The following is a 26,333-nucleotide window of genomic DNA, read 5'->3' as shown; positions in this document are numbered from 1 at the left end:
GCCATAAATCAGTTATCAAAAGTTAAAAACAGCCCTAGTTTTCCTTATAATTTAATTGTGATGTACATTATACCATTTATAACGGTTAAGTTAAAGTTTTTTTTATAATTTAAAACTGGAAGCAATGGAAAGGATGTGTTGTTAACCGCTTACCAAGTTGATTTCAACATCATCATCCGGAACAAAACCAACACTCTTTTACCCCTTTCAGACGCATGAAAAATTATTCCATATTCTGATTTATTATATCACAGATTTATAAGAATTTAAACATCGCGAAGCGTGTTATTGTTCGCGGAACTGCTGCTTTTTGCAGGGGAGTGAACAGTAACTCTTAAGGTAAAGCTCTTACACAAAGTAAAGTAGCCTGCTGCATACGCAGCAAGCTACTTTTCGGAGGTTTTAAAAAGCCCAGTTTTTTCTAATATATATTAATCTTCTTCCCCTCATGATTAGAATACTTTAGAAAACATATGCACCAATAGTTCCTGAAAATACAACCTTATATAACCCATTTGACTGAGGAGTCACGGATTTTAATTTTAAAGTACCGCTACATTCAGCATCTACACCGGAATTATATTCGCTGTATTCGATTGATTCAGGTATATCATCCATTGAAGCGTACTTCTTAGTTATAGTTTTGGTGTAAGAATAATACCAAGCATTCGGTGTAAATATACTATCACTCTCAAATCTTTCTGCACCTTTACTAGTATCAACTGTTTCTGCAGCATATGTAGTTGCACTGAATGATAATAACATAACTACTGTTAATACAAATACTATGATCTTTTTCATATAAAATCTCTCCTTTGTATTTTTCTTTATTATAGCTCTGCAATCTTACATAGATGTGACATTTTTAGAAATTATCTTTTATTTTTCGATACCGCCATAAGGGATAAACAGTTATAAATACATTAAATAATACAAAACCTGCGATAAGACAAATTGTATAAACCCACGGCAGCTTGCTAAAATATACTTCATATGCATTTTTACCTACTTCCAATATACTGTTGCGTTTAAATAAATCATCGTATTCTTTTATATAAATACCAACATAATATAAATAGATTATCCCCAAGCCGAGTAAAACAGCAAATATATTATTTTTTATTAAATTATCAAGATATAGTAATCTTATTTTATTTCGATCCATTCCCAGTATACTAAGAATATGATTCCTCATCTGATCTGCTTCTACCCTAGTTGTCTGATTATTACACTGTACTGTTATTGAAATAACAAAAACGATAAAGTTTAGTAATAAGGACATGACAATAGTAATCATGGCATTATATTTAGCTTCTTCTTTTAGCATTCGAAAGTTCTGAATATAGAATGCATCATCAACCTTTGAAATCTCTATATCGGTTCTTACATAATTTGCATTCTTATTAGAATAAATTTGCAGATATTCATAAGTTTTTTCAGGAACTAGTTTTTCATATATTGTATCATTACAGATAATGGAGTATGGTTTTGCTAAAAAGGATTGAGATGTTTCATGATCAAATTTGTATATAATCCCACCTACCCTTACTTTTATTTCTCCTCTATCACCATTAATAGCAATTTCATCCCCTATTTTAATGGTATCTTCCATTACACTTTCTGATGGTTGCTTTGATATCTTAAAAATTGCATCTGAACCATTTTGTAATTTACCATCCGGCATCATATAATATTTCGGTAAATATACAATTACTATATCTTCATGTAAAAAAGAATCTTCTGACAAATTTCCTTCATCTATCTCATTAAGGTAATATTGGTAGTCCCTTTCATCTTGTGATAAACCGAAAACAGACGCGAAAATTCCGGATTTACCAATATTTTTAGGATAAAAATATTTCTTTAAATAATTAGCATAATCGCTGTCATTCATATTATTCCAGGAAAGCGGCAAATAATTAGAACATCTGTATGTCCTGATGTAGGAAATTCCGTATATCTTTTTTATTTTATTCAATTCTTCCACGGTCATATGTGTCTGCGGTTCACTATAATTTGACATAATGCCATATTCATAATCTGCTGAAAATGTATTTTTGATATAATTATATTCATAGTATTTTTGGTATGCTCCGTACGCAGTACTTACTAGTACCAGAAAAGTACTGACTGTCAGGCAAAAATAGATGATTGTTTCTTTAAAATGGAAGCGGTTGAATATCTTAACCATATTTCTTAAGGTCAACGGCCTGAATTTCCTTTTGTTAAAGGGTATTACTCTGTTTACAGTCTTTAGATTTAAATTACCATTTAACGGCATCTGCCTGGTACGAAGCACAGAACATAAAGAAAACAGGAGGGTCGATCCCATAAGAACAAGCATTAAAGCTATTAATTTCAAACTATTTATCGAGATAATAAATTCCTGTGGAATATATACTTTCGCAAATTGATAACCAAGATAAACAACTAACAGACCTACTATAATTCCGGCTGTATAGGCTATGGTAAAAACGATTAACAACTCTTTAAAATAAAGTGAAAAAATCTGATTTTTACTTGCTCCCAGACTACGCATAATAATAAAACTTTTTTTGTGCTTCTTTTGGGAAGCATATAGTATTTGAAAAACAAAAAATGCCGAAGTTAAGGTAACAAGAATTATTAGAATCGAATCGGATAAGACGGCTTCAATCCGTTCTCTGCTTTTCTCAATATATTCCTTATATGTATAATCATTTTTAACAAAATCCCCCCGGTTTGTAGTAAGCATAGATAATTCATCCGTATTTTTTACAAATTTATTTTTAATAATACCAAAAATATTTTCAAACATAATCGGAGTTTTGAGAGCGGAATCCGTAACAAAAAAAGATATCAGTTGATTACCGTCCTTTTTCCATATGGATGAATAATTTTTTAAAACTCCGGTGAGGATAAAGGTTTTGGTTGTCTCTTCCTGACTGTTCTTATTATGGGTAAGGATTTTCAGGGTTACCTCCTGTCCCAGTTCATAAGAATACCCCATCAGGGAAAGATAGGACATCTCAATGGCAACTTCATTCTCCTTTACGGGCAGTCTTCCATCCAGAAAATTTAATCCCATATGTACCGTATTTTTATCCACTGAACCGATTACTCCCAAAGTACTCCCGTTCCTGCCTAATACCTCCCCATAGCCGGTCATCTTACCGATACTTTTTATTGTTCCATGATTTTTAAGATCTTTATATATGTTGTCATCCGTATTATACACAGATATATTCCAGCTTCCGTAAATGTCCTTACGCTGCAGTTCTTCCGTTTTAATCAAGCTGTCGTGCAGAACGGTAACGGTAATAGTAAAAGTACAGGCTAAAATTATTACAGTGAATAAAGACAGGTAAGACTTTTTATACTTCTTTAAATTTAATTTGACTAATATGTTAAAATAATTCATATTATTTCACCAATTGAATCTGATACTATTTTCCCATCCTGCAGAGTTATAACTCTGTTTGACTGGCCGGCAATCTCCAGATTGTGGGTTACCAGTAATGTTGTTTGATTAAATAACCGGTAGCAGTAGTGAATGGCATCCAAAACCTGCTCACCGCTTTTTATATCCAGATTACCGGTTGGTTCATCCGCAAGCAAAAGGTCTGGTTTCGTAGATAAAGCCCGTGCCAGGGCGGCCCTTTGCTGTTCGCCCCCGGATAATTCAAAAGGATACTTATTTTTATTATCACCCATCTCTATCATTTCCAGAATATCATCAATGAATTTCATATTTGGTTTATTCTGATCCAGATAGGAGGGCAGGCATATATTTTCCAATACCGTAAATTCCGGTATTAGGTTAAATGCCTGGAAGACAATTCCCACCTTTTTACGCCGGATTCTCGCTAACTCCTTTTCTTTGCGTGCATAAAGATCGATATCGTCCAGGATAACATGTCCTTTTTCCGGACTCAAAAGCCCTCCGGCTATGTTAAGTAAAGTAGATTTACCGGAACCGCTTCTTCCGATAATTGTTGTAAAACTCCCCTTATCAATGGAGAGATTGATACCATCCAGCGCTGTAACCATACCGGTTCCTTTTCCAAATGTTTTACTTACGCCCTCTAATTTTAATAAACACATCTGCCTCTCCCCCCATTCCCAGTAATTATAAACACTATTATACGATCAGAAGCTTGCATTTATCTTACATCTGAGTAATTATTATAAGCAGCTTTACCTTTCAGTATAGGAAGCCGTATCTCAAAAGTGACTCCGCACGGTTGATTATTCTTTACTCCGATCTGGCCAAAATGTCTGACAACAGCTTGTTTTGCTATTGCTAATCCCAAGCCGTTGCTGCCGTCTTTCTGCCGTATGCTGGAAACAAAACGCTCAAATAAAACAGGCATATTCTGTTCTTCTATTCCACTTCCCTTATCTTTAATGAATAGTGCAAATTCATGTCTTCCGCAAATAAATGATATGGTAATTTCAGAGTCTTCCGGTGAATGTTCGATGCTGTTTTTCAACAGATTAACTAAAGCTTCTTTCATCCAAAAAGAATCAAATCCGAACTTTGCTTCCTGCTCACCCGCTACAGTAATATCAATATTTTTACTGTCCAAAAGAGGTTGTATATCTTCAATACATTCCTCAATAAAAGAATATACATTATGATCCTTTATCTCTAATTTTGTATTGCATGATTTCAGCATGCCTATTTTTAGATAAGAATTGATTAGAACCGTCATTTTCTCCATCTGCTTTAATCCGGCTTCCAGCCGCTTTGTATTTAGTCCGGTATTTTCGTAGATGTACCTTTCCAGACATAAACGGGCTACCGTTAAGGGAGTTTTCATCTGATGGGACAAATCCTCCATAAAATCATGCATTTTAGCTTTCTCCTGATGAACCAGAAGTATATTGTGTTTTGAATTAATATAAAGTTTATGTAGTTTATCCATAATTCGGATTGTATGGTGATTGGATTCCGCAAGAAAAGCGCCGGGGTTATTAAAGTCGTCCAGATATCCCTCTAGCCGCTTAAGAAACTTCATATGATTGTTGAAAAGAATTGTCAGGCAAAGAAACAAGAATATTATAATAGTAAGTTCAAATACGGATAAATAAGTAATTTCCCGATTAACGGAATCCTTAATAAGCGTCTCGCCGCTAAAACGGTATCCGTATTTCTTTAATAACTTAATACCATCTGCATACGCTTTATGGTCATCCTTTACCACCGTGTCGATTACGGATTTATTCATATCACCATAAACCTCGGACATGGCTCCCAGGACAGAGATAATTCTCTCCGAATAACTGTTTTTAATGGTATAAGACATATAGCTGACATTAATAATATAAAATGTAAAAACCAGGAGACCTATAGTCAAAATAAAATGTTCATCTAAAAAATATTTTTTTTTCATAAGTATTCCTCATTAATTTCTAATAATATCTACATTCCATCGGTAACCATAATTTTTAACAGTTTCTATGTACTGGGACCCTCGGTAGGTTTTTAATGATTTTCTTAGTCTGCTGATATGAACATTAAGAGTATTTTCTTCAATAAATTTGTTTTTGCAATCCCAAATACTCTCAAACAGTAATTCCCTTTTTATAATCCGGCCGTTATTTTTTAATAATATTTCACATAAATCAAACTCAATGCTTCTTAATTTAATTTCTTCTTCATCTAAATATATCTTTCTGCTATCAAAGTTGATTGTTAAATCACCGCTGAAAATAATCTGGGTATCTTTTTGGGCTTGCAGCTCATTTCTTCTGAATTGGGCTTCCACCCGCATTAATAAGATCCGGATGGAAAAAGGTTTTGTGATATAATCATCTGCACCGTTTTTAAGCCCGGTTATGATATCCTCTTCTTCATTACACACGGTAAGCATGATAATCGGATTTTTGAAAAACGTACGAATTTCAAGGCAGAATTCAAAACCGTTACAATCAGGTAACTGAACATCTAAAATACATAAATCAATTTTGTTAAATTTAAAGTAACATAAAGCAGATGAACGGCTCTGAGCGTTTAAAACCTGATATCCGGCCGAAGTGAGTAATTCCTTTACTTCATTTTGTAATTCCGTGTTATCTTCAATGATTAAAATAGTAAACAAAATGATACCCCCAGAAAAAGAATTCTTCTAAACATGATGTATTTTTGCAGTATACTTTTCACATTTAGTCCTAGGTGTATCATAATACATAAACTGACATTTATCAACTTTTTAATGGGAATTTATAGGGAAAAACAGCGTTATAGCGCCAGGTAATCCTTTGATTATTTGCAGGAAATTGTTTATACATAGTTAATCCGCCTTTCCCAGTTACTATTAATGTAAAAATCAGTAATCAACTATGAAAGACGGACCCTTTCAATTATTATAACAGAAACCAGTTCAAAGTGCTAAAACGATCTATTCCAGATTAAGGAGGGCTCAATGCTCTTAATATCTTTGGAACAGGTACGAGCCATAACACCGGACAGCTCTTCCGTCATATCGGATATTTTTTTAGCAACTCCTTCTGCCCCGAAATCTTTAAGAGAATCCATAAGGGAACGGCCGGCACATACTGCTGTTGCTCCAAGTGCCAATGCTTTAAAGGCATCAATACCGCTTGCTATCCCACAGTCCACAAAAATAGGTATCTTTTGATCTACAATTTTTGCAATTTTAGGTAATAACATTAGGGGCGGTACCGCATAATCCAGTATTCCGTGATGGTGGGATATAACTATCCCTTTTACGCCGGCTTCCAGGCATTTGTAAGCATCCTGTTCGCTAAGCACCCCTTTTACCACAAAAGGTAATTTAGTAGCTTGCACAAAGCTTTTTATTTCATCCAGGGATTTAGGTGCCATAGGAAAGCCTAAAACAGTATCGTATTCTCCTTTACCGTTAAATCCATGGTCTATATCCATTCCTACAGCTAAAACATTGCATTTTTCCGCATGTTCAATCCTTTTAAATATTAATTCATTATCCACATAAGGTTTTATTACTTTTATTGTTTTTGCACCGGTTTGAGTGATAGCTTCCAATTCAGTTTCATCCCCCATACCGGCAAACATTACAGCGTTTGCCGCAAACGCTCCTTTGGCCAGTTCTACCATTCCTTTCGGATGATAACCGTTTAAATGGGATAATGCGGCAGTTGTAATAGGGGTTGAAAAAGTTTCCCCAAATAATTCTAAGGAAGTAGATGGTTTAACCCCATCTATATGCCGCATTTCAATTAATAAGGAATCAAAGTATTCGCGGGTAATCAGATTGGCATCTCCGGTTCTATAATTATTGTCTTTCATATCTACCTCCAGCTTTTTCATTATTACTTGTAGTTTATCCTTTTTTCTTCCTTTTGTCTACAATAAAACGACTTATTCCTTACACACCAATAAAGAATTATAAACGATAGAATAGCTTAATCGTACCATCAAAATAATGCAATAAACTTACACTGTTTGATTGTCGATCAGGCACACTTGGAACCAGATTCAGGGAGACCCCCTTTATTTTATCCGGTTCATCATCATCTACAACCGGAAGTATATCAGATATAATATAACCGCTTAGAGATTCTAGATTCTCCCATGTAAAATCTGTGCACTCCTCCCCCTCCTGATTAAATTCCATTTCTAATTCCTGCTGTATTCCTGCTCTGTTCTTTTGATTCTCCCCATGCAACAGATTTACTACAAGTTCCTGTTCCCTTTCCATTATGTTTCCTCCTAGTTTACTATATATATTGATTTTTCCCTGCCCCTATGCTATATTTTTTTTATAAGGATGGGTGACTTGCTTGAAGATAGGAATATGCGATGATAATAAATTATACTTGAATCATCTAAGCGAAATGGTAAATCAATTGTTCTCAGATCTCTCGAATAATACTGTTGAAACATTAAGCCCCGATGATTTATATTTACATATACAAAACAAAACTTGTCCATATGATATTTTAATAACAGATATTGAGTTGGGTAATTACAGCGGAATTAATTTTGCTAAAGAACTTGCAGTAATTAATCCTAACTGTATCATTATTTTTATAAGCAATTATATAAACCTGGCAACGGAAGTGTATGAGGTTGACCATATTTACTTTATACTGAAATCTGAGGCAGAAACACGTCTACCTAAAGCTCTTAAGAAAGCTTTTGAAGTCTATAAAAAACAAAATAATAACTATCTTGCTTTTACTTATAATAGTATGGAATATAAGATAGCCTGTATGGATATTAAATACATTGAAGCCTTAGGACGGTATCTTTATATTCATGAAGCAAAACAATCTTATAAATGTATAAAATCCTTAAAAGATTTATCTTCTGAACTTACGGACTCTTTCGCAAGATGCCACAAGAGTTATATTATAAATTTAGCTTACATTCGTTCCGTAAGCCGTAAAAATTGTGAATTATCAACCGGTGATAATATACCGATCAGTCAAACCTATGCAAGGACTTTTCATGCGGCATATGTTAAATATGTTTCCAGAAAGCTATTGTAAATAGTTTCGTAAAAGACATTCGAGCCATTAGAAAAGAATCCTGAGGGATGTTCTTAATTTCATTTATAAGGTGTTTTATATTAACTTTCTGTTTCTGCCTTTAACATTAACATTGCTGAAAATTCATTGCCATTATCAATAAATTCCTTTTGTCCATCATAACGTTTTACAATTTCATCCAGGATCTTTAAACCATAACCGTGCAAGTATTTATCTTTTTTCCAGGTGTTGGTTCTTTCTTTTAACATACCGGCTTCATCCGGTTTACTGTTTATTACTTTTACAGTAAAATAACTTCCTATTATTGCCAGCTTAATATTAATATAGTTTTCAGAATCAGGATTTCTATGACAACCCTCTATGGCATTATCCAGTAAATTAGAAGTTACACTCATAAGATCAATATCATTAATTGAAAGCGTTTTCGGGATATTAATATCTAAATCATAAGAAATATTCCATTTTTCACATAACTTTAATTTCTGGCTAAAAACCGCATTAATAATTTTATTGCTGCAATAATAATTTTTTCTGATATTTCGGTATTGTTTAACCAGATTACCCGTATAATCCTTAGCTTCCTGATGTTCTCCGTTATTTACTAATATTTGAATTGTTTCTATATGGTTACCGATATCATGATATAATTTATGTATCTCCATTTCTTGCTGTTGTTGCATTAAATAATTGGCATATTGGATTTCGTTTTGTTGTTTTAGTAAATTATTTTCCATTTTCAAAATATGTTTATCATATAAATTAATAGAAGTAAATAAAGTTATGATAATCACTACAATAATAAGTAATATTGAATTGAAATTGTCAAAATGTTTCAGCACTCCGTTATATTTGCTGTTGAAATAGCTCTTATTGGAACCTATAACTACAAACGCCCATACAGTATAAATTACATACCAGGTCCATTTTGACAATGAATTTATTTTATTGATTTTCTGATTATATCTGCTAACTAAAAATAACAAACATCCCAAAGCAATAGTACAGAATATTGATAACAGATAGACCGGCAATGAATTAAGTGTAAGCGGCATTATAATATAATAATTATTTATTGTATCAACCCGCGTAAATTTATCCGCATATAAAATGCCATCAGGAATAAATAATACAAAATGCAGTATGATAGACCACCAGTAGCACTTATACCATTCAATTTCCAAAACAAAAATAATAAATAACAATAGAAATATTTCTTCAACAGCCATCAATACTTTTAAACCAATGGCTACTTCAAATGTATAGGGGATGATTCTGCCCCCTACGTAAATTGCAGATAATGCATCTACAAACGGAAGATACAGGGAAGATAGAAACGCCAAAACATATGCTTTTTTTCTGCTCACTTTCCTTTTATAACCGTTGCATAAAACTAAATACAATAAGAATTGATAAATAAAATCCTGTATAAAAAAATTTAAAAACGGATTTAAATTCATGTGATTTATAATATCCTCCTAATAGATGCTATAGGGTCATTACCCTGTAATATAAATAATACCATCAAGTATTTCGTAGCGTCAACCATAGGATTCTTATACATAACTTTTCATAAATCATAACGTTACTGTTCACTCCCCTACAAAAAGCAGCAGTTCCGTGAACAATAACACGCTTCGCGTTGTTGCCTGTGAACAGTAACATCATAACATCAATCCGTTTAAATTTCCATATAGGTGTCATAACTCCGTAGAATTTTGTAATAACTCGTCGATTTTTCTGAAAACTATGAAGGAGTGCTTGAGTTAAGGAAATTAGAAAAAAGCTGCTGCATAACTTAAGTTTTGCAACAGCTTTTCTCTACAATAGTATATTCTTGTCTAAACGTCCAAATCTCTTTAATTGTAAAAGTTTTTCAATCGCTTCAAAGGATTTCCACCAGTTCTCACTAATCGCAAACGCTTTAGGGTATTTATTACCGTTATACCACTCCCACGGAATGTCCCAAACACCCGAAGCAGGTTTATTGAGAATTATTTGATCCAGTGCACTTTCTACTTCGTCTTTATTTTCTTCATAGAATCTGCTGTCAGGAGATAATACAAACTCCAGGGGATTCGCCATAAAGTTATCGGTTTCGTTATGTATTTTATCTCGAATCAAATTTGATATTATCCCACGGAAATTTTGGTAATCAAATTCTTTTGTAAGTCCCGCACTTTCTATGTCATCCAATAATCTGCAGTATCCACCGATTCCCATATCACCAAAATTCTTTGTTGCAGGCAGATTTTTAACTATTGATTTTGTATAATCTTCTGCCATTTGATAAAGGTTTGATAACTTATCACCATACCTAAGAATGAAACCGGAAAGAATTGCCGTAATTCCGATACTCTGATAAACATTATCCTGTTGGTTATAATCCCACCACCGGGCATGAGGATAATTGTCATTTGACGGAATAACGAAATACCATCCATAGCTGTCTTTGTGCTCCGTATTCTCAAGATATCGGAATAATCCCCTGTATACAGGATGTGCAGTATCATAAAAATCGATCTGACGAAGAATTCTTGTAACAAACTGTGCGTTATATGGTGTTGAAGCCGGATTCCAATTATCAGGTTCTATGGGACCTCCAAAACCACCGTCGCTATTCTGATAATATAACAGGATTGAAAGCACCGCCTCTTTGCTTCCATGTTCAAATTGATATTGCCATAATGCTAAATCAAGCGGCCTTGCGTTTTTGTATATCCACCGGCGTATTTCCTCGAAAGATAATGCACTAAGTTGCATATGTTTTCCTCCTTAATTCTAATATGATAATTAGGTAATTGCGAAACTCACATATTGTATCTATATGTCATGCAATTAATACAATTTCAGAGCTGAATCTTGCCCAGAGGGCAACTGAAGCTATGAAATTCGTATCAATTGTATGGCATATTCAAAAACTATATAGTTTCGCAATTGCCTATTTAACATGATAATGCATTGATTGCTATCTCTATTGTACCTTACATTTTGAACCGGTCATTGTAAAAAACGGACATATTCCGTAAATAATCCTGAGGAGTCAAACCACAAACCCTCCTAAAATCATGGATGAAATGAGGTTGGTCAAAATAACCGGATTGTACCGCAATATCAGTAAGGTAATCCGAGTTTCTCTGCAGTAACCGGAGTGCATAATTGGTTCGGGCAATTCGGGAAAACATCTTGGGGCTGGTGCCGACATAACGTAAAAATAACCGCCGGATCTGTTTTTCACTGTAATAATACTCAGAAGACAACTCTTTGGCACTAATATTTCCATGCTGTCTGACGATAACCTGCATCATATCCAAAACACTCATATTTGTCTTACTTTCTGTCAGTCTGGTTAAAAATATCCTGTTCAGGGTTTCAATCAGGTTCTCAACAGACATAGATTGAACAAGCTCGTTTTCCAGTGTTTTTGTAAATATCTTATCCAACTCGTCCAATTTAAAGGACGTGTCAACCAACTCAATCTGGTCAATTGGAATAAATGGAAATAATCCGCCCGGATGAAATTCAATTAACAGCAGAAGCTTCATTTTATTTGCATGACTTCCGACATTACATGACTTAGTATTAACCCCTCGCAAACCACTGATTATGGTATCAGCATTGACCGATATGGTAAGGGTTGAACTGGCGGTAGGCAAAACCGTATATTCATCCGGCATTGTTTGTGGTGTCGGAAAAGAAATTGTATAGTTAGCAATATACGGCTGCAGCAAAAAATGCGGAGATAGATAAAGGAAATTATCTCCCCGATTAAGGGATTTGCCCTGAAAAAATTGAATACTTTCTTTCGTGATCATGGTGCCTCCATTGACTTATCCTTTTCCTTACCTGTAAAAGTTAATATAATCTATTTAATCTCTAATCCCAAAAGACGTGCTAAAGCAGCAGCCTGATAGGTATCCACGATTGCCCCTGTCAGTTCTTTATGGCTATCGGAGAGTAAGATACCGTCTATCGTACTTTCTCTGAAATCAATTCCTTTTAGAGGTGTTTTAAAAAAATCGCAATTATTTAATATTACATCCTTTAATTCCATCTCTTTTAAAGTACATTCTGCCAGACATGTATTGCTGAAGTTTGAAGATGTTATGCCCACTTTCTGTAATTTAGAATGTTCAAAATTGGTGTAAGTAAAGTTGGCGTCTGAAAATAGTACCTGTTTTATAATCGTATTCTGGAATTTACTTCCCACACCTTTACAGGAAATAAATTCCACCTGGTTAAAATAACCGTTCTCAAAGGTACAATTGGATATATCGCATTGCTTAAAATATACATTGGTAAAACCTGATTTATTAAAGTTACAGTCAATAAGTTTGCAGTTATTGAATTCAACGACACTATAATCAATTCCCGATAAATCCTCGCCGGAAAGGTAATCACCATTAAACAATAACCTTTCCGCAGCCCGCTCTTCGGCCTGTAATTCCATAACTTGATTTAACAGCGGACCGGCTTCCCTTAAATCTGTTATCCGTGGTATATTAATTCTCATAGCTGTCTCCATCCTCATAAGTAATCAGTTTAATCTATAATAATATTGTAACATTATGTTTTTCATATTCAATCCTAAAATGAGAAAAGTTGTTACAATTGAGCCTTACGACTGAGCTGTAAGGAAAAGTTCTATCTATTTGCTTCGTTTCAAAGCAGGTCTAAAAAAACAGATCATAAATTGAAGTAATTCGCACCCAGATTGGTTTTTGTCTTACCTTTGGTGCTTATTTCAATTTGCGATCTGTTATTTTACATAATTTCAGAAACTACTTCCCAGATTAAAATTTCAGGAATTCAGTCATTTCTTAATTAGTTTTTTGTTTATCAATTTCTGATATGATATTACTTTTTCTCAAAAATTAAGGTCATATCATCCTGTACTACAGTCATTTTATTATCTTCTACTGTACCTGTAAGATTATCTCCGTCCATACCGATTGTTAATTCACCATCTTTTTCTGACCAGGTACCCTCTGATGTTGTCCCTGAAACACTGGCTGTTACAACTCCATCTTTTTTAAGTTCAAGTGTAAAATCACTCACTCCGACTTGTTCTAACTGCTCTGCTGTAACTTCAATTCCAGATGCATCTTTTCCGCCGGTCATAGTCCAAGTTGTACCCTCATACTTGGATGCAGCTTCTTTTCCACAGCCAACTAAAGTCAAGCTAAGTACTAATAAAACTGATAATAAAATTGATAATCTCCTTTTCATTTTTTACTCTCCTTTTTTTGATAAAATTTTGTCAAATTCGACAACGTCTCAATTATATACGACCATATCAATAATTTCTACTGGACTATCGGACTAATTTTATACTGTTTTTTCCTTTTTTGGGTATTTATGTAGGACAAAACAGACAAGTCCGCATCAACTCCCTAAACCACTCAATCATGAGGGATTTGACCGCTTTGTGCGCCGAATGCAGTCACGCCAGTGACATCTACCAAAGGATACTATCCTTTTTGCATCTCGTGTGCATCCTGCCCGGAGGGCTTTTTAATCTTTTAGGACGTATATAAGATTAAAAAACTCCTAATATAACAAACAGATATTAATTGCTTTACTGTCTGTAATATTAGGAGCTTTTCCCCCTGGCATACTGCTTATATATTGCTGAATATTGTATTATTTCACTCTGGCCTTTGCTTTATCCACCCGGTTATATTTCAAGGCCGGTCTTTATGCCGGATTTTTTCAATCATATTTTCACAGTATAAATAGCAGAGAATTTACTGTACACCTTTTTATTTCCAATAATTTTATAAGTTCTGACTTTATAATAATAGGTTCTTCCTTTGGTTAATCCATAATTAATAAAATGTAAGGAAGTGGTGGACTTAACCTGCTCATAAGTTTTTGTTTTGGAAGATGCCCTGTATATCTCATAACCGGAGGCACCGCTTACCTTATTCCAGGTAAAACTGATTCTTCCGGAGCTTACTTTCACCAGTTTCACATTACCGGGTATGGAGGGAACGGGTTTAGCGCCGGTAACGGAGGTAAAACTTCCGTATACTTTTTTTGTTCCCTTATATCTGTATGCTCTGACTTTATAATAATAGGTTTTACCGGTAGTCAGCCCAGTATTAGTAAAAGATTTTGCAGTGGTATCTTTTATCTTTTTATAAACACCGTCTTTTCTATCCGCCCCGTAAATCTCGTAACCGGAGGCACCGCTTACGGTTCCCCAGGATATTTTGGCACTGTTAAAACCTCCGGATACCGCTTTTACAACAGCAGGTACCGCAAGTTTAACCGTAACGGTACAAGATGCCTTTTTGTTGCCTCCGGCAGTTGCTGTAATGGTAGCAGTTCCAGTTCCTACCGTCTGCAATTTCCCTTTTGAATCTACTTTTATTACGGTCGCATCACTGCTTGCCCAGGTAACAGTTTTATCATCCACCGGATTTACTGGATTATAAACTACAGCCGGTGTTTCATTTTTGCCCAGATACAGATTCATATTTGTTTTATTCAGAGAAATACTTTTAATATCCGTACTCACCGTAACCTGAATAGAGGTTGATAATGAACCGCATACAGCGGTAATTGTTGCTTTTCCCCTCTTTTTCGCGGTTATACTGCCATCCGAATAAGTCGCAACCGATTCATCCGTAGAGGTTATTACCACTTCATCCGTCGTATCTTTTGGCTGTACATCAAGAGTAACTGTTTGCTTTTGACCGGCTGTTAAAGCAATCGAAGCTTGAGAAAATGTGACTGACTTTACAGGTGCCAGCACACTTACCGGTATACTATGGGTTAATGTCCCCACCGTAGCTATAATTTTAGTTTTACCCGGTCTTGCTGCCTTTAGTATACCATCCTCTACCGTAGCTATGGATTCATCTTCACTTCTCCATACTGCAGTCCTATTATCAGTTGTGTCCACTGGATTATAAGACAGTGTAATCTTTTTTGTATCGCCTTTATTGAGTTTTATCTCGCTGTAGTCGGAATAAATTTCTTTCAGCGGATTCTCTACTGTAATTTGGCAGCTTGCCGAACTCGCTCCGGTACTTACACTAATCGTAGCGGTTCCGGGCTCTTTTGCATAAATACGTCCATTCTTCACAGCAACAACAGAACTATCCGAACTTTTCCATATAACTGCTCTGTTTGTTGAATCAGCAGGTGTAAAATTTATAGTAAGCCGTGTAGATTCACCTTTATTCATAACCAGATTTTTCTCGTCAAGGGTAATAGAAGTTGGATTAATAATCTCACCGCCAACGATTATGTGACAGGTTGCCTGATATTTTCCCATAACAGCGGTAATTTCGGCCTCACCGGATCCTGCTCCCCTGACTGTTCCATTGGCATCCACCATTGCTATTTGGGAATTGGAACTGGTCCACATAATTCTGCCTGTTATATCAGAAGAAAATGCCGGATAAAAATCCGGTTTCAACGTAATGCTTTCTCCAACCTTAATATTTTTATTATCTTCAGAAAATACCATTTCTTCCAATGGGAGGTTGACTATCTGGTAATATTCAGGAAAATACTTTTCAAAAAAAGTTTCTGCGTATGAATTTCTATATACTAAGACACCGGTATAAGGGAATTCCCCATATCCTATGCTTGTTACACCACTTGGAATCTTTATAGGCCTTAAATTATCACACCCATGAAACGTAAAATTTCCTATACTGGTAACACTGTCCGGAATACTAATACTGATTAGATTGCTGCAATTATAAAATACAAAATCACCTATACTGGTTACCTTATCTGATATTCTAATCTTGCTTAAACTTTTACATTCAAAAAACGTCCTATTCTCTATTTTAGTAACTTTGTAAGGTATTTTGATACTGGTAAGGCTCGAACAATTATAAAAAGCATATTCCCCTATCTTTGTAATCTCATCCGACAAATGTATATTTTTCAGACTGCTGCAATTGTAAAAAGCATACTTGCCTATGCTATTAATACTATCCGGCAGCATAACTGACGCCAGATTATTACAATCCTCAAATACCTTATCTTCAATGACGGTTACTCCCTCCGGTATGTTTATCGAGGTGAGACTGCTGCAGCCGGAAAATGCACCTCGCCCAATACTTTTCATTTCTGTCGGTAAATTAATCATTGAAAGCTTACTGTTATTCTCAAATGCATAATTTCCAATTGAGGTTACCCCGTCAGGCAAATGTACACTTATAAGACTGCTACAGCCGGAAAATGTACCATCCTTTATACCGGAAACTCCACCCGGTATATTGATCCTTATTAAACTCGTGCAGTTTTTAAATGCCTCTTCACCAATATAGGTTATTTTATCAGACAGTTTAACACCTGATATACTACCAGCATCCATAAAGGCCTCTTCCTCAATGCCGGTTACGTTATATGTCATATTTTTATTCGTAACCACCTGAGGTATATTTACTTCACCTTTTAGATTTTTATTGTTTCCCTCCCGGTTGATTACTTCCGCGGTTCCGTTCTCTGTCTCCGTCGGCTCACTAAGTACCTTATAAGTAAGGGTTTGGTTGTCATAAGTATAGGTAAAGATACTGCCTATATACGCCTCTGCCGATATCCCTTTCATTATGAACAGAAGCCCTGCAGCCACTAATACCGCCAATAAATTTCTCTTCTTTTTATTCATTATTACTTTCTCCTTCAGCTCATTATTACCAGCTTATTCTGAATTTAATATTTGCATTGCTGCTTATATCATTGGTATCATAAATAGTTTTGTTTACATAACTTGTTTACATAATAGTATTGTATGCATTATTAAAATCTATTTCAACCTGTAATAAATGTCAAATAATAAAATGGTAATTCCTGGTTGACAGTGAACCTTAATAGTGATATATTTATAACAATATGTTAGAAATATATCACTATTAAGGAGAGGTTCTTTATGAAAATCAACAAATTGGGTTTTTTATCGTTATTAGCACTTCTGGGGATTCTGGGACTATTTGAGAATCACAGAGGCATGATGGGATTTTTTGGTTTTGCTTATTATATCCGGTACTTCTATGTAATACCGGATGAGATGTTCGTGCTGAATGTACAGAAGGCGGCAAGTTTTGGTTTTTTTTCGGGAGTCGCCGCTACCGGCCTTGCAATCTTCGTACGCTTTCTATTTCCGGCTGTTATAACAAGTAGTCTGGCCCTGGTCACCTGTTACGTTGTTTCTATGTCTGTATTTACTCTTGTGCTTGCATCACTTGAAATAAAAGAACAACGGGGGTGATGGTATGGCATTGATTACAAAAATGCGTGAGTATAGAGCCAAAAATAACATGACACAGGATGAACTCGCGATACTTGTTGGCGTGCGTCGGGAAACTATCATTAATTTGGAGAAAGGCCGCTACAATCCATCGCTTAAGCTTGCTATGGATATTGCAGGGATTTTCTCCTGTACCGTGGAGGATTTATTTTACTTTGATGAGGAGGTCAAAGAATGAGATGGTTTATAAGATTTTGTGAAAAGATAAAATATTTGGGTCTTTTGGGACTGCCCGGTCTCTTTCTTGATTATAGATTATTTGATTTCTTCTGGTTATTCTGGCTGTTTGGGTTTGTCGGGATATTCTATAACTTTCCTGTGTTCCTTCAATCCTTAAAACAGCTTTGGGGAATGCTGTACGTTCCGCTGCATTACGGTTCTCACTTTCCAAATAAAAGTAACTACTGCTGTAAAGTCAAATACTCCTTACCGTTTACCGGGACCTGGACCGTTGTAAATGGCGGTGTCGACAAAAAGTTCTCGCATTCCTGGAACATTCCGGCCCAACGTTATGCTTATGATTTTCTTATCCTAAATGAGAATGGTAAAAGCTTTACAGGTGACGCAGAAAAGCTTGCCGCTTATCATTGTTATGACAGGGATATTCTGGCTCCTGCAGACGGTCAGGTAATCGAGATCGGATCCCGTTGTCCCGAAAGCCTCATTTTAGGTAATGGCAGGGTCGATTGTTCCGCCCGTGATATACGTGGAAACTATATTCTAATTCGCCATGGGGAAAGTGAATACAGTCTTCTGGCACATTTAAAACCCGGAAGTATCAGCGTGAAAGCCGGCGAAGTCGTGAGATCCGGTCAAAAGATTGCACGCTGCGGTAATTCCGGTAACAGTTCAGAACCACATCTGCACTTTCAATTACAAAACGGAATAAGTTTTTACAGTTCGGCAGGACTGCCGATAGAATTTGAAGCAATCTCTGCCGAACCGGCACCGAATTATTCCGTATTTGACCCTCGCCCGCTTCCACTTACTGAAGGCTTGCCGGAATGTTATATTACACGGGGGTATAATGTAAGGAACCTATGATTGTGATATGAATCCACTTTGATATAACCCCCAAAATAATGTTTAAATCTTAAACCTGGCTACTGCTTCCAATAATTGATCCGATTTATCATTCGCCGACTTTGCCAGATTAATGACCTCATTTGATAAGGAGGTAATCGATGCTGCATTATTTGCAATGTTACTCGCGCCCTGTGCCCCTTCGTCAGAAGATACTGCTATCTCATTAATCGCTTTAGCCATATTCTGCACAGAGGCTAAGAGCTGCTGTGAAGTAGCGCTGAAATCAGTGACCATATCACTTATACCGGAAGAGTTCTCACTGTTTTCCTCACTGTTTTTTACAAGTTTTTCATAATCACTTAATACCTGCTTGTCTATAAAATCCAGAATACTTCCGGAATTTAATGATAAATTCTCTACTGCGCTCACAATGATGTCCGTAACTTCCTGTATTCTGGAGACTGTACTCTTCGAATCTTCTGCCAGCTTGCGTATCTCCTCCGCCACAACCGCAAAACCTTTTCCGGCCTCGCCTGCTCTTGCAGCTTCTATGGCAGCATTTAACGCCAGCAGGTTAGTCTGGGAAGCGATTACGAGATTCGCTTCGGATAATTCATATATCTGACTGACTGACTTGGATTGTTCGATAGCTTGTTTCAGGCTGTTTTTAGTACTGTTGTAAATATCTACTGTTGTTTTCCTGGAAGCAGTTGCATGTTCTTTCATTGAGTCTGCCGACCTGCTTATTCCCCCTGCCATAATGGCACCCTCCTGGGCTTTTAAAGCAATGGAATCAACTGCTTTTTCAATTTCCGATGTTGTTGCGCTCATTTCTTCCGTGGATGAAGCTGTCTCTTCTGTTCCGGCCGATAACTCTTCCGTAGTGGCAGATATATCCTCGATGCCCTGACCAAGCGATTCCATCTGACTGTTAATCTTAAGGAGAATCCGGCTTACTGCAGAGGATTCATTCATAACTTCCGTAATTATGTACTTTACGGATTGCTGCATGGTATTCATAGCATTGGATAGGACACCTGTTTCATCTTTTCTCTTTAGCAGTTCTTCCGGAACCGTGCCGGTAAAATCACCTGTAGCGATAACTTTAAGATATTCAGCAACCGCTTTAATCGGTCTTGCAATACCGGAGGCAATGTTTATTGTAATAATAATACTTAATATCAGGACAATAACTGATATAAGGATAATTTTTACGCCCAAATCCGTAACTTTCTCCATAACCACAGTTTTTGGTGCGGTAATTGCCAGTGACCAGCCGGTCCGCTCTACCGGACTGTAACCCATATATTTGGTTATCCCATTATATCCATATTGTCCTACCCCGCTTTCACCCATTATCATCTTTTTTTCTAAATCTGTTAACGCTTTTAATTCCGGCTCATTCTTTACTCTCTCTAATGCATTATCCATCCCTATTACAAGTTCGCTGTTCTTGTGGGCAATTATTGTTCCGGCACTATTTATCATATAAGCTTCGCTGTTTTTACCAAAACCAATATCACTTACCAGTGAGCTTAATTCATTTCCATCCCGGATAGCACTCAGTACACCGATTACCTTGTCTCCGTTCTTTATAGGTACTGAATAACATAATATAACACTTTGATCGATTTTACTGATAATAGGATCTGATACATTGCTCACTCCGGATAAAGCAGTTTTAAAATATTCCCGATCGGCTATATTTGTTTTCTCCCCATTTGTAAGGAAAGCATTTCCCTTTGTATCCGCAAGACTCATATTAAGATGGGCACTTCTTTTTAACTCGCCCTTTAAGTAGTTTAATTTATTTTCCATGGGTATACCGGTATCTTTAAGTTGTTCATTTCCTGCTAAAGCTTCCAGCGCATTCAACTGGGTATTTATTCTTTCTTTTACAATTTGGGATGCTTCAAATGATAATCGCAAAAGTGTCTCGTCTATATTATCCGCTAAAGCATCAGAAGAAGAAAGATACGAGACTACTCCTATCCCAGAGCAAATAACTAACAGCAATGTGCCGAATAATAGTACCAGTTTTGTTTTAATACGTTTAAATTTCAATAACTTGTCCTCCTTAAGTATAATAAATTTTTATTTATTCAGTCCTAACGGCTGCAACCTACCGATGCAGACAAAATATTCAGAATAAAAAGCAGGCATAACTTTTATTACCTGACTCTGCATCAATCAAAAACAATATCCGATTTTATGCAATAAATACCACTTGTAAACCGTTGAGGAAAGATATATCTTACTATTAATGAACGATAAATGGTAAAAACATGAATGATTCCTGTCGATTTTTATACTTTTTTGTTATGTTGATTTAAAATATTATATATTTTTATTTAAATCATTTATACTGTAATTTGCTAATTGTCATTGCCATGGTAATGACAATTTTATCTATGTATGGCGTGAACATTTATATGGGGTTATTGTAAGTCATGCAATAATAAAATCGAAAGGGAGAATATGTTATGAAGACAAAAATGAAATTCGGAGAATGTTTAAATTTATTGCTATCTACATTCGATATCAGTGCAAACCGTTTGTCCAAAGCAATTAACGTTGACAGTTCATTGGTGAATCGCTGGATTCATGGTAAGCGAATACCGCCTTTAAGTACTTCCTACATTACTAATATTTCTGAATATCTGTCCAAAAATGTATTAAATTCATTTCAGTTAAAGCTGTTAAATGATATCTTTCTAAAAGTAATCAATGATAACGAGGAGAGCTTAAGCAACAAAGATAAAATCCAAAAGATACTATTAGAATCACAAGGCAATTCCCTGGAAAGTAAGCATACTTCTCTTCATGACCCTGCCGTTCATATGGTAAATCAAAATTTTAAATCTAAATTAATGCCCGATACCATAGGATTATCCAATGAGGACAGTATCATCCTTGGAGTTAATAATGTTTTTACGGCAGGTGCACAGCTTATAGAAACCGCTGCCATACAAAAAAGCAGCAAAGATAATACCATCTACATATCACTCAATAATGATACGGATATGCTGAGTACTCTGCCCACCAACTACATAAGCTGGCAAAATTCTCTGTTAAAGGCTATCGATAACGGATGGACTGTACTGTTTTTACTGCGGTTCAATAATAATACCGCGAGAACAATTCGTTTTATTGATTTTGCAAAGCCATTAATCCTGACGGGTAAATTTATCCCATATTATTTTAAAAAATATGATGCCATAACCTCCGGTATGGACGCGCTTATCATACCGGATATCGGCGCTTTAGCCTGTTTTATTACAAAACCTTACGCTGGCATCGACAGTGCAATGATTTTCAAAAATAAGCCGGCAATCAACGTTTTATGCTCTTATTTTAATGTACTGATAACCGCCCATTCCCAGCCATTAATGAAATATTACACTGATGAACATATAAGAGAATACAGTAAGCATTTAATGGAAAATGAAGAAAGTATCGGAGTGCGTTACCTGAATAAATATGGTGTCAGCCTTCAAATGGTGCCCGAAAAATTATATAAAAGATTGCTGGAAAGATCCTCTCTTCCTAAAGAGGAGAGGTTTAGTGCTCTTGAATATTATAAACGAAGACTCCATGCATTTATGTTAAATACAAAGCATTATGAATATAAAGATATATTTTTTATGGAATCTTTAAGACATATCTTCAAACACGGGCAAATACTATTTTATTACAATGCCGGAAATGAGAAACTGGATATAACCAAATCGGAAACGATTGACCTGCTGAGAAATGTTATAAACCTCTTAAAAACAAACAATAATTACCACATAGCCTTAGTTCATCAGAATAAGCAAAATGAATTAATCAGCGGAGAGTTTGATTGTTTGCTTAAAGAAAGAAAAGCCTTGTTTCTAGAAGCTTACCCTGCCTCCGGATACTTATCCGATATCCGATTGTCTGTAGAAGAACCTATGCTGATTAAAGCTTATGAAGAATATATCAAAGATATTTGGGAACAGATTGCTCCTATTAATAAGGATAAGAAAGAAGTTATCCGCTTTTTTGAAGCCGAAATACAATTACTGGAAGATTGTGATACATAATCATTCATTAAAAACTCCATCTTAATCCTAGCATGGTGTCTGATGAGAAAAGGGGTAAAGCAAAATGATTACTTATCCATTTTACTTTACCCCTTTTTAGTTAGTTTTTTTTCAAAAAAATCCACCACTTTGGATCAAATTCTTCTAAAAATATCTCTTCACATCCATCCAGTCCAGCCATCCATTGCCTTACCATCGGAATCATATTTTCAAATAAGTCAGCCGGATACCCCCAGTCTAAGTCAAGCTGAAACATATAGTGGTTTATGGCAATCACACCGCCTTTTTTCAGGACACCTGATAAAGTCTTTAAAAGTCCCAAAAAAGGAGTTTTGGCATGTTGTTCCAATGTGTTATCTTTAACTTCTTTTTGTAATATCTCTATCATCTTCGGCAGGGTTTCCATCCAGTCGGAATAAATTGTATCAATACCCTCTCTGTCACATAATATAGCCTGAATTACATCGTTAGCGGCGTGCTGAAAAGCAATGACATCGACATACTCCCTGCCGATATGCTTCTCAATATATGCCGCATCATCTTCGATCACTCTCATCTTCAGATGCAAATCTTTGGTCTTATCCAATAAGCTTTGGTTTAAAATTTTGTTCATATTGGCAGTAATATACTGGCTACCCGGGTAGATACAGCTCATTACCTGAGGAATCATATCGGCATCACCGGTAGCTACCTCCAGAAGTTTCAAATCATCTCCATGATAAATCGTTCTTATTACTTCCGCCCATCTGGCTCTGAAATATAATTCATTTACTACGGTAAAGTTTGCAATGGGCTTTTCCAGTAAATCTTTCAGCTGCCTTTTTATCTCTTCCTCCGAAAGCAGACCAAATTCCTCATGCTCTTTCTTATTAAGATAGAAATGAGCATTCTCTTTCAAAAACGGTAACCACTTTTCATAATGATCCAAGGGTATCATAGGAAGCCTCCTTCTCTTTTATCGTCTTCTATGTAAATACTTCAATTATACCAGAGTTTTCCTGTTATGTATATATTTTATTAGGTAATTGCGAAACTCACATATTGTATCTTTATGCCATGCAATTCATACAATTTCAGAGCTGAAGCTTGCCCAGAGGGCAACTGAAGCTAGAAACAAGTATCAATTGTATGGCATATTCAAAAAACTATTTCGTTTCGCAATTGCCTAATATATTAATTTACATGTTCCAACTTATCAGAAGTTGCTTTGAAAACTGCTGATAAAAGGTCCTGCTTTGGTCCTGTATATCCGATTATTTCTTAATTATACTTTGCAGCATATCATAAAATCCATTATCTTCATAAAAAATCCTGCTTTCCGATTCTCCTGTACCATGATAAGAATAAATCAGGCCACCGCCTACATACAGGATCAGGTCATAACTATGACCGTATTTCTTAGGGTAGGATATCCAGATATTCAATAAGTCCTCCTCACGGTCAACCACCTTGGCTTTTAATTCTTTCTGTTTTGATTTCGGCTCTGCCTTAAGGGATACTGCCAAAGCGGTCAATCTTCTGCCCTCATCCGTCTCTTCGGTCAAAGTAATATTGGTATCTCCATAGTCACTTATATGAATCCGATCCGCTGGCAAAACCTTACTGGTACCTACAATCAGACTGGTATGAATCAGGTAACCTGCAAACATTAAAACCGAAAACAGGATACCCGCTCCCGCTGCAAGAAATATTTTTTTCTTCTTCTCTTTTTGAACTATCATCAGGGCGGAAACCAGAATTGTCATAATGATACCCGTAAGGACAAGATTACCCCAGCCTCCCGGATAATTCATTAGATTCATCTTGTCCGGTGCAAACCTCATCATTATTTTTTCTATCTTAAAATTATAATACATGGATATATAATATAACGCTATAAACATAACTAAAAATAAAATACACCAATCTTTTTTCGTTTTAATCGGAAGTTTCATTATTATTTTCCTCCATTTCAGAAGAATCAGTTTTAGAAGAGTACGGTTCGGTAAAATAACCGTTTCCATTATAATATTCTCTGACCAGTTCGGCAAAAGCATCCGGTATTGCTACTACCCGCCCGGTATCCAGTATCATGAACTTTTCCTCCCAATTAACAGTTGTAAGGCAGTATCTTCCTATTCCCATATAAATTTCTACGGTAGTTTGATTATCCGTTATTTGATAGTGTTTTATATCCTTAAGCTGTGTTACATTTCCCAGGGCGGTATAGAGAAGCTCGAAAGTCTCACCCCGTGTATTCTCATCATCTATATAAAACCCATCTCCGTGATCTTCTGCATTCAGAAAAAACCCTCTGATATCCTTTAACTCAGAATTTTCTCTATTACTGATTGTATTACCTGCAAATACTGTCCCAACCCAGAGCAGGATAATCCCACACCAGACAGCGGCAAATTTCAGGTATTTGCTTAATGTAAAAATTTTTTTATCCCCGGTAAAGTAACCGATACTGCCATATATGGCACCACCGATCAGAACCGGTGTAAAACGCTCCGCCATAAAAGTCACAATCATTGACTGGGGAAAAAATTCATTAATCACTCCTTCAGTTCTGTATATATATGGAACATCATGTAATGTTGTATAAATAATTTCACTGATTTTATAAGGTATTGCCATAATTAATTTTGTGATAAAAAAAGTGTCTATGGTATAATTAAAAGAAAGCCATCCCATTATAAGTCCTATTACCGTAAACAGTATAATACGGCTTTTGCCCCTGTTATATTTAATCACTCTCAAATTAAACTTCTGTCCCGGACTATCAGATTCAATCCTTGGGATTTCAGGCAGAAGTTCTTTCTCTTTCTCCAGATATCCCTCAACCATTGCTTTACATTGTTCACACTGTTCAATATGCGCCTCGATTTCATCGTCTGTAAGATCATTTTTCAAATAATCAAGTACCCTATCCTTGTATTCGCAAGTCAAATATGTCACCTCCTTACTGATGATTGATAGTCATGAAACAATTTTTTAAATTTTTCCCGTGCCCTATAGATCTGAACCTTTACTGCTGATTCCGACAGTCCGGTAATGACACCAATCTCTTTGTAAGATAACTCTTCATAATCCCTAAGTAATATAATCGTCCGATACTCTTCCTTAAGCTTAAGAAGAATATCTTTTACTAAGGTACTTCCTTCCTTTGCAAGAATCACCTCCTCCGGGTTGCTTCCTTCTACAGGAATTAATTCCATAACTTTATCTTCTAAAATATCGGGTTTTTTCTTTTTCGCCCATGACAGAAACGTATTTCGTGCTATGGTAATACACCAGGATCTTTCATTACATTCCCCGCGAAAGTTCGTTAAACTTTTGTAGATCTTCAAAAAGGTGTCCTGACATAAATCTTCGGCATCTCCTATATCCCTCGTCATGTAATAAAGGTAGCTGTAGACTGCATTTTTGTTATTCTCATATACTTTATTAAATTCTTTTCCCATACAGCCTCCCATTCTTACATGTTGAAATACTTATCTAATAATAGA

Annotated in this window: 23 protein-coding genes; 5 read left to right on the top strand and 18 right to left on the bottom strand. The window is 35.8% G+C overall.

Going from position 1 to position 26,333, the window contains the following annotated elements; genetic code table 11:
• Window positions 1–462: 462 nt before the first annotated feature.
• The 7 genes from RBU59_RS16495 to RBU59_RS16465 all read right to left on the bottom strand — a co-directional run bounded on the left by RBU59_RS16495 (window position 463) and on the right by RBU59_RS16465 (window position 7,685).
• Window positions 463–801 carry a hypothetical protein gene (locus RBU59_RS16495; RefSeq protein WP_308143602.1) on the bottom strand — a complete coding sequence of 113 codons (339 nt, stop codon included), beginning with the start codon at window positions 799–801 and terminating at the stop codon, window positions 463–465.
• A gap of 64 nt (window positions 802–865) precedes the next feature.
• On the bottom strand, window positions 866–3,400 hold the full coding sequence (locus RBU59_RS16490; RefSeq protein WP_308143601.1) for an ABC transporter permease: 2,535 nt from the start codon (window positions 3,398–3,400) through the stop codon (window positions 866–868).
• Window positions 3,397–4,083: an ABC transporter ATP-binding protein gene (locus RBU59_RS16485; protein WP_308143600.1), complete on the bottom strand. Its 687-nt coding sequence runs from the start codon at window positions 4,081–4,083 to the stop codon at window positions 3,397–3,399. Before RBU59_RS16485 ends, RBU59_RS16490 begins: the two co-directional genes overlap by 4 nt.
• A 59-nt stretch (window positions 4,084–4,142) precedes the next feature.
• A complete protein-coding gene (locus tag RBU59_RS16480; protein WP_308143599.1) occupies window positions 4,143–5,375 on the bottom strand; it encodes a sensor histidine kinase in 1,233 nt (410 codons plus the stop codon).
• Window positions 5,376–5,387: 12 nt separating this feature from the next.
• Window positions 5,388–6,083, bottom strand: a complete 696-nt coding sequence (locus tag RBU59_RS16475; protein WP_308143598.1) for a response regulator transcription factor — start codon at window positions 6,081–6,083, stop codon at window positions 5,388–5,390.
• 290 nt (window positions 6,084–6,373) lie between these two features.
• Window positions 6,374–7,273, bottom strand: a complete 900-nt coding sequence (locus RBU59_RS16470; protein WP_308143597.1) for an alpha-hydroxy acid oxidase — start codon at window positions 7,271–7,273, stop codon at window positions 6,374–6,376.
• A 97-nt stretch (window positions 7,274–7,370) separates the two neighbouring features.
• The gene (locus RBU59_RS16465; protein ID WP_308143596.1) at window positions 7,371–7,685 is read right to left on the bottom strand and encodes a hypothetical protein; all 315 of its coding nucleotides are present in this window, start codon (window positions 7,683–7,685) and stop codon (window positions 7,371–7,373) included.
• Between the two features lie 82 nt (window positions 7,686–7,767).
• Between RBU59_RS16465 and RBU59_RS16460 the strand changes: the two genes are divergently transcribed.
• Window positions 7,768–8,478, top strand: coding sequence for a LytR/AlgR family response regulator transcription factor (locus RBU59_RS16460; protein ID WP_308143595.1), 711 nt, complete (start codon window positions 7,768–7,770; stop codon window positions 8,476–8,478).
• An 80-nt stretch (window positions 8,479–8,558) separates the two neighbouring features.
• Here RBU59_RS16460 and RBU59_RS16455 read toward each other — a convergent pair whose 3' ends face one another.
• The 6 genes from RBU59_RS16455 to RBU59_RS16430 all read right to left on the bottom strand — a co-directional run bounded on the left by RBU59_RS16455 (window position 8,559) and on the right by RBU59_RS16430 (window position 17,110).
• Window positions 8,559–9,935 (bottom strand): sensor histidine kinase, encoded by a 1,377-nt coding sequence (locus tag RBU59_RS16455; RefSeq protein WP_308143594.1) that lies wholly within the window; start codon window positions 9,933–9,935, stop codon window positions 8,559–8,561.
• A gap of 361 nt (window positions 9,936–10,296) precedes the next feature.
• Window positions 10,297–11,238, bottom strand: coding sequence for a hypothetical protein (locus RBU59_RS16450; RefSeq protein WP_308143593.1), 942 nt, complete (start codon window positions 11,236–11,238; stop codon window positions 10,297–10,299).
• Between the two features lie 221 nt (window positions 11,239–11,459).
• Window positions 11,460–12,290, bottom strand: coding sequence for a helix-turn-helix transcriptional regulator (locus RBU59_RS16445; RefSeq protein ID WP_308143592.1), 831 nt, complete (start codon window positions 12,288–12,290; stop codon window positions 11,460–11,462).
• Window positions 12,291–12,340: 50 nt separating this feature from the next.
• The gene (locus RBU59_RS16440) at window positions 12,341–12,988 is read right to left on the bottom strand and encodes a pentapeptide repeat-containing protein (protein WP_308143591.1); all 648 of its coding nucleotides are present in this window, start codon (window positions 12,986–12,988) and stop codon (window positions 12,341–12,343) included.
• A 344-nt stretch (window positions 12,989–13,332) separates the two neighbouring features.
• Window positions 13,333–13,704, bottom strand: a complete 372-nt coding sequence (locus RBU59_RS16435; RefSeq protein ID WP_308143590.1) for a hypothetical protein — start codon at window positions 13,702–13,704, stop codon at window positions 13,333–13,335.
• 487 nt (window positions 13,705–14,191) lie between these two features.
• Entirely contained in the window at window positions 14,192–17,110 is a 2,919-nt protein-coding gene (locus tag RBU59_RS16430) for a leucine-rich repeat protein (protein WP_308143589.1), read from the bottom strand.
• A 261-nt stretch (window positions 17,111–17,371) separates the two neighbouring features.
• On the opposite strand from RBU59_RS16430, the gene RBU59_RS16425 reads away from it, so the two are divergent.
• Genes RBU59_RS16425 through RBU59_RS16415 form a run of 3 tightly spaced genes read left to right on the top strand, consistent with a single transcriptional unit; the run spans window position 17,372 to window position 18,793 of the window.
• Window positions 17,372–17,710 carry a DUF3796 domain-containing protein gene (locus tag RBU59_RS16425; protein WP_308143588.1) on the top strand — a complete coding sequence of 113 codons (339 nt, stop codon included), beginning with the start codon at window positions 17,372–17,374 and terminating at the stop codon, window positions 17,708–17,710.
• A 4-nt stretch (window positions 17,711–17,714) separates the two neighbouring features.
• On the top strand, window positions 17,715–17,927 hold the full coding sequence (locus RBU59_RS16420; RefSeq protein WP_308143587.1) for a helix-turn-helix transcriptional regulator: 213 nt from the start codon (window positions 17,715–17,717) through the stop codon (window positions 17,925–17,927).
• Complete coding sequence (locus RBU59_RS16415) at window positions 17,924–18,793, top strand: M23 family metallopeptidase (RefSeq protein WP_308143586.1); 870 nt, start codon at window positions 17,924–17,926, stop codon at window positions 18,791–18,793. Before RBU59_RS16420 ends, RBU59_RS16415 begins: the two co-directional genes overlap by 4 nt.
• A 42-nt stretch (window positions 18,794–18,835) precedes the next feature.
• Here RBU59_RS16415 and RBU59_RS16410 read toward each other — a convergent pair whose 3' ends face one another.
• Window positions 18,836–20,839, bottom strand: coding sequence for a methyl-accepting chemotaxis protein (locus RBU59_RS16410; protein ID WP_308143585.1), 2,004 nt, complete (start codon window positions 20,837–20,839; stop codon window positions 18,836–18,838).
• A gap of 419 nt (window positions 20,840–21,258) precedes the next feature.
• On the opposite strand from RBU59_RS16410, the gene RBU59_RS16405 reads away from it, so the two are divergent.
• On the top strand, window positions 21,259–22,842 hold the full coding sequence (locus RBU59_RS16405) for a hypothetical protein (RefSeq protein ID WP_308143584.1): 1,584 nt from the start codon (window positions 21,259–21,261) through the stop codon (window positions 22,840–22,842).
• 100 nt (window positions 22,843–22,942) lie between these two features.
• Here the strand turns inward: RBU59_RS16405 and RBU59_RS16400 are convergent, their stop codons facing one another.
• The 4 genes from RBU59_RS16400 to RBU59_RS16385 form a co-directional block, all read right to left on the bottom strand.
• Entirely contained in the window at window positions 22,943–23,779 is an 837-nt protein-coding gene (locus RBU59_RS16400) for a hypothetical protein (protein ID WP_308143583.1), read from the bottom strand.
• Between the two features lie 316 nt (window positions 23,780–24,095).
• The gene (locus tag RBU59_RS16395; RefSeq protein WP_308143582.1) at window positions 24,096–24,776 is read right to left on the bottom strand and encodes a hypothetical protein; all 681 of its coding nucleotides are present in this window, start codon (window positions 24,774–24,776) and stop codon (window positions 24,096–24,098) included.
• On the bottom strand, window positions 24,760–25,773 hold the full coding sequence (locus RBU59_RS16390) for an anti-sigma factor family protein (RefSeq protein ID WP_308143581.1): 1,014 nt from the start codon (window positions 25,771–25,773) through the stop codon (window positions 24,760–24,762). The genes RBU59_RS16395 and RBU59_RS16390 overlap by 17 nt, the downstream gene beginning before the upstream one ends.
• Before the next feature lie 5 nt (window positions 25,774–25,778).
• Window positions 25,779–26,288, bottom strand: a complete 510-nt coding sequence (locus tag RBU59_RS16385; protein WP_308143580.1) for an RNA polymerase sigma factor — start codon at window positions 26,286–26,288, stop codon at window positions 25,779–25,781.
• Between the last annotated feature and the right edge of the window lie 45 nt (window positions 26,289–26,333).

It is taken from the genome of Anaerocolumna sp. MB42-C2, from assembly GCF_030913705.1.
Classification (GTDB): Bacteria; Bacillota; Clostridia; order Lachnospirales; family Lachnospiraceae; genus Anaerocolumna.
Note: the sequence above shows the minus strand (reverse complement) of the source record. Positions and strands in the feature narration are given on the sequence as shown.